A 3793-nucleotide genomic window follows, 5' to 3' on the forward strand; every position below is an offset into this window, starting at 1 on the left:
TGCTCGCTGGTGCTGTAGCTGCCGCTGCGGCCCCGGCTGCGGCTGTGGCTGGCAGTGTCCACTGTCTCTTTGCCAATCAGTTCGGAGACGTATTTGTGGGTGCTCTGCTCGTTGCCACCCAAATAGAGAAATTCGTCGCACAGGCCGATCAGCGATTCCCAGCTGTATGTGTACCACCCCTGCGCCGCCGAAGGCGTGCGCAGGGTAGGTACTTTGTTGTGATAGGTAACTTTTTGAAGTCATCTCCGAGTTTTCCCCCACCTACCGCTGGGCATGCGGCTTTCGCCGCACCCAGCGCGCCACCGATTCGCCTACTTTCCTCCATCGGATTTCGACGCACAACGTCCTTGCGGGCGTTATTCGCTTGTAGATTTCGCTTTGTCGAGTTTGTCTCGGAATTTAAGGATTTTCTGTTTGCTTTTTGCGTCTACATTCACAGGAACACGATTGCTGTGTATCTTGAGATGGCAATCCCGACATACCCATGCAAGGTTTGACACTTGATTGATTTTCTCCAGCGGCAGCCGCCTGTTCACATGGTGGCAGTGCCTATCCTGTCGATAGCTCAAATCTGTGCCACAGCACCTGCATTTCCATTTGTCACGATTGAAAGCATATTCACGGTTCATAAAGTATTCAAAGTTGTAAATCGAATTCGAATACGCCGACATTCTCAAGTCGGTATCGGTATTGACAGAAGGCCTGTCAAGCGGCAAACGTTTGTTGCGCTTGCATTGCCTGAGGTAAAGACTGCGCCCCTCCGCCGTATAGGGTGTTATCTTCTGATTCAGCGGATATTTTGCGTGCTGTGAATGGGTGAGACAAGCTCTTGTAATACCAATCCACATATTTTGGTACTCAATCGCGTATGTCTTTGCCTGGTAACCTTCATGCCTGTGGGGAAGGTTGTTTAGTCTGCATAGCGGAAGTTTCATTCGCATAGCAGCATCGGGGTACAAACGTTTCCAAGTATAGTAACAACTTATGTATATCCTATTGTCGAGCGCGTTAAATGCCTTGGAACAAATCCCGATTTTGAAATACTCCGCGATTCCCATAATCATGGAATTGATGTACTGAATTTGGGCCACGCGGTCGCTGGTGTGCTTCATACGTTTCATCGCATGTATTTCATCGCATACTTTCGTGACTTTTGCAGACAACTTCACCATATTGGAAAATGGCTTTCCAACGTGTTTTTCGGAATTCTTGTCCGCCAGCCGCGGCTTTCCAGCCCGTATGACAAAGCCAAGAAATTCTGCACCATTTTCCCGCATATCGGTGATCTTTGTTTTCTCCTCCGATAATTCGAGTTTCAACCTGTACCTGAAATACTTCGTGAGTTCCCTTTTCATACGCTCCGCTTCATAACGTTTGGAAGTGAGGATGATCCAGTCATCGGCATATCTGAAATTGTATTTCTGATTTTTGCCTTGATTGCGCAACCGGGCGATGTCGTTGTTTTTCTGCTTGCATACCCTGTGCGGTTCACAATATTGTCGGCCCACATACCAATCGAAATCGTTTAGATATACGTTTGATAACAGCGGCGAGATAATTCCGCCTTGAGGTGTTCCGACATTACTGTGGTACAGGATGTCATATTCGACATATCCGGCTTTCAGAGTTTGCCTGATGAGTGTAATGATCCTCTTGTCGTGGATTCCGATTTTCCAAAGTTTCTGTAGCAGGATTCGATGATTGATGTTGTCAAAACAACCGCGAATGTCACCTTCCAACGCAAAGACCGCCTTGTTTTGCGGCTTTGCAGGCAGGTTTATGGTATGAACGATGTCTGCTATTGCGTGTTTTTGCGCCCGGTACGGCCTGAACCCATAGCTGTGTGGATAAAACCTTGCTTCACAGATAGGCTCAATGATGATACGGATACACTCTTGGATGATACGGTCTAAAATCGTGGGGATTCCAAGAGGCCGCTTTTTGCCGTTACCCTTGTCGATGTACACGCGGCGTGCAGGCTTTGGAAGATACCTTTGTAGGTTATTTTGAACAAGCGTGACTACTTCATCTTTGGGCATTTGCAGGTACTTGTCCATTTTCACCTTATCTACACCAGCGGTTTTACTGCCTTTGTTAGACTTGATGTTATGAATGGCGGTCACAATGGTTATTTCGCTTGCCACCGCTTCAAGCAATCCTGTAAATGCTTTGTTTTCCTGTGATTTTGCGTAAAGAAAATCCTGTAATTCTTTTAGGCTGGTTTCGCTTGAAAGATTGACGTTTAAGTGCATAAGGCATTCCCCCTATGGTTCGTCACTCGTATTTCAGAGAGTTGTTATCTTTCGTTTGCGAAATCTACAAATCGAACCGGCTGGTCCCCTTCGCCATGGGGTATTTCAACCCCGTGTAACCGGCTCTCCCGGTCGCAGACTACTATGGGACCGCTGACATCTGCATATTTCATTGCGCTGTTTCGCTCCGTATGCAGATTCTCAAACGTTCCAAAACCTCTATCCTTTTGTGAAGCCCTTAGGCCGTTACCATACGCCGTGGGTGCTGAATATGCGTTGAACCACAGTTGTTGCATATTGCCTCGGACTATTTCATGTCCGGGCATGTATACCGAACAAAGAACAGTACACACCCACCCAATTTCACCATTTTTCAATGGGGCCATTTACGACGCTGCATAACTTTCCCTTCGTATAGCCATAGGCTTCGGAAGACCGCTCCATGTAGGCCCTATGCGCTTTTCCGCACTTAGGCCGTCAGGCTACGACTTTACCACGCTTTATACCATTGGCGCAAACAGACGCCAAACGCATAGTGGAGTATTATCTCGCGTGCTATCTCCGACTTTAACATGTCGTATGCAAATTTAGTTTTGCTGTCGATATTGGTTCTGCACGGCAGGGGATTTTCGCCCCTGATTTGGAGGTTTTAGTTCTAATCAGTTCATTCTTAATTGTAAGTGTTTCTGATTGTCGCTTTTCGCTGTGCCTGTTAAGCACAACTTATAGCGAAACGTTTCGCACCCTTGTACATGGCTTTCAGCTGGCTGATGTTCTGCACGATGATCGAGCAGAAAATGCCGCGGGAACGCATGGTAGCCAACGCCGACAAAAAGCTGTCCTTGGGCAACGAAATATTCGGGAACTCATCCATCAGGCAATGGACGGGCACCGGCAACCGCCCCTTGTGGACTCGGTCTGCCTGGCGATAGAGCGTCTGGATGAGCTGGGTGTACACCATACCGACCAGATAGTTAAGCGATTTGTCCGAATCCGGGATGCAGCAGAACAACGCCACTTTTTTCTCCCCCAGCTCGTCCAGGTGCAGCTCGTCCGTCATCGTCAGCCGGTTGATTTGCGGCAGGTTGAAGGCCGCCAGCCGCACGCCGACGCTCACCAAAATCGACTTCGCGGTTTTGCCCGCGGCTTGCTTGAAGACGCGGTATTGCTTGACGGCAATGCTGTCGGGTTCCCGTTCCTCGAGCCGTTCGAACAGCACGTCCAGCGGCGACTGGTAGCTTTCATCTTCCTCCCGTACCTCGGCGCTTTCAAGCATCTCCATGACCATGCCGAAGTTCTGCTCGCTTGGCGGGGCTTCGTGCAGCAGGTAGAGCATGAGGGCTTGCAGCAGGGCGGTCTCGGATTTTTCCCAAAATGGGTCGCTGCTTTGCGCATGGGACGGCGTCGTGTTTTGGATCAGGTTGGTGATGAGCTGCAGCACGTCTTTATCGTCCTGCACATAGACGAATGGGTTATAGCAGAAGGACGCGCTGGGGTTGATCAGATCGAACACCCGCACTTCGTACCCCTGTTTCAGCAGA

General features: G+C 49.2%; 3 protein-coding genes. All 3 read right to left on the reverse strand.

Annotated features, from left to right (window positions below; genetic code table 11):
* On the reverse strand, nucleotides 1-203 hold a 203-nt coding region (locus Q0526_RS12995; protein WP_298734335.1), incomplete at its 3' end, for a TraM recognition domain-containing protein.
* Between the two features lie 153 nt (nucleotides 204-356).
* Nucleotides 357-2252: a group II intron reverse transcriptase/maturase gene (gene ltrA, locus Q0526_RS13000; RefSeq protein ID WP_298734329.1), complete on the reverse strand. Its 1896-nt coding sequence runs from the start codon at nucleotides 2250-2252 to the stop codon at nucleotides 357-359.
* A 712-nt stretch (nucleotides 2253-2964) separates the two neighbouring features.
* Nucleotides 2965-3793, reverse strand: an 829-nt coding sequence (locus Q0526_RS13005) for a VirD4-like conjugal transfer protein, CD1115 family (RefSeq protein ID WP_298734332.1), incomplete at its 5' end; no start/stop codon positions are given.

Source organism: uncultured Subdoligranulum sp., from assembly GCF_937890665.1.

What these genes read in the sequence shown, in the direction of transcription:
- ltrA (WP_298734329.1), bottom strand. Translation starts at nt 2,252, where the DNA reads ATGCACTTAAACGTCAATCTTTCAAGCGAAACCAGCCTAAAAGAATTA.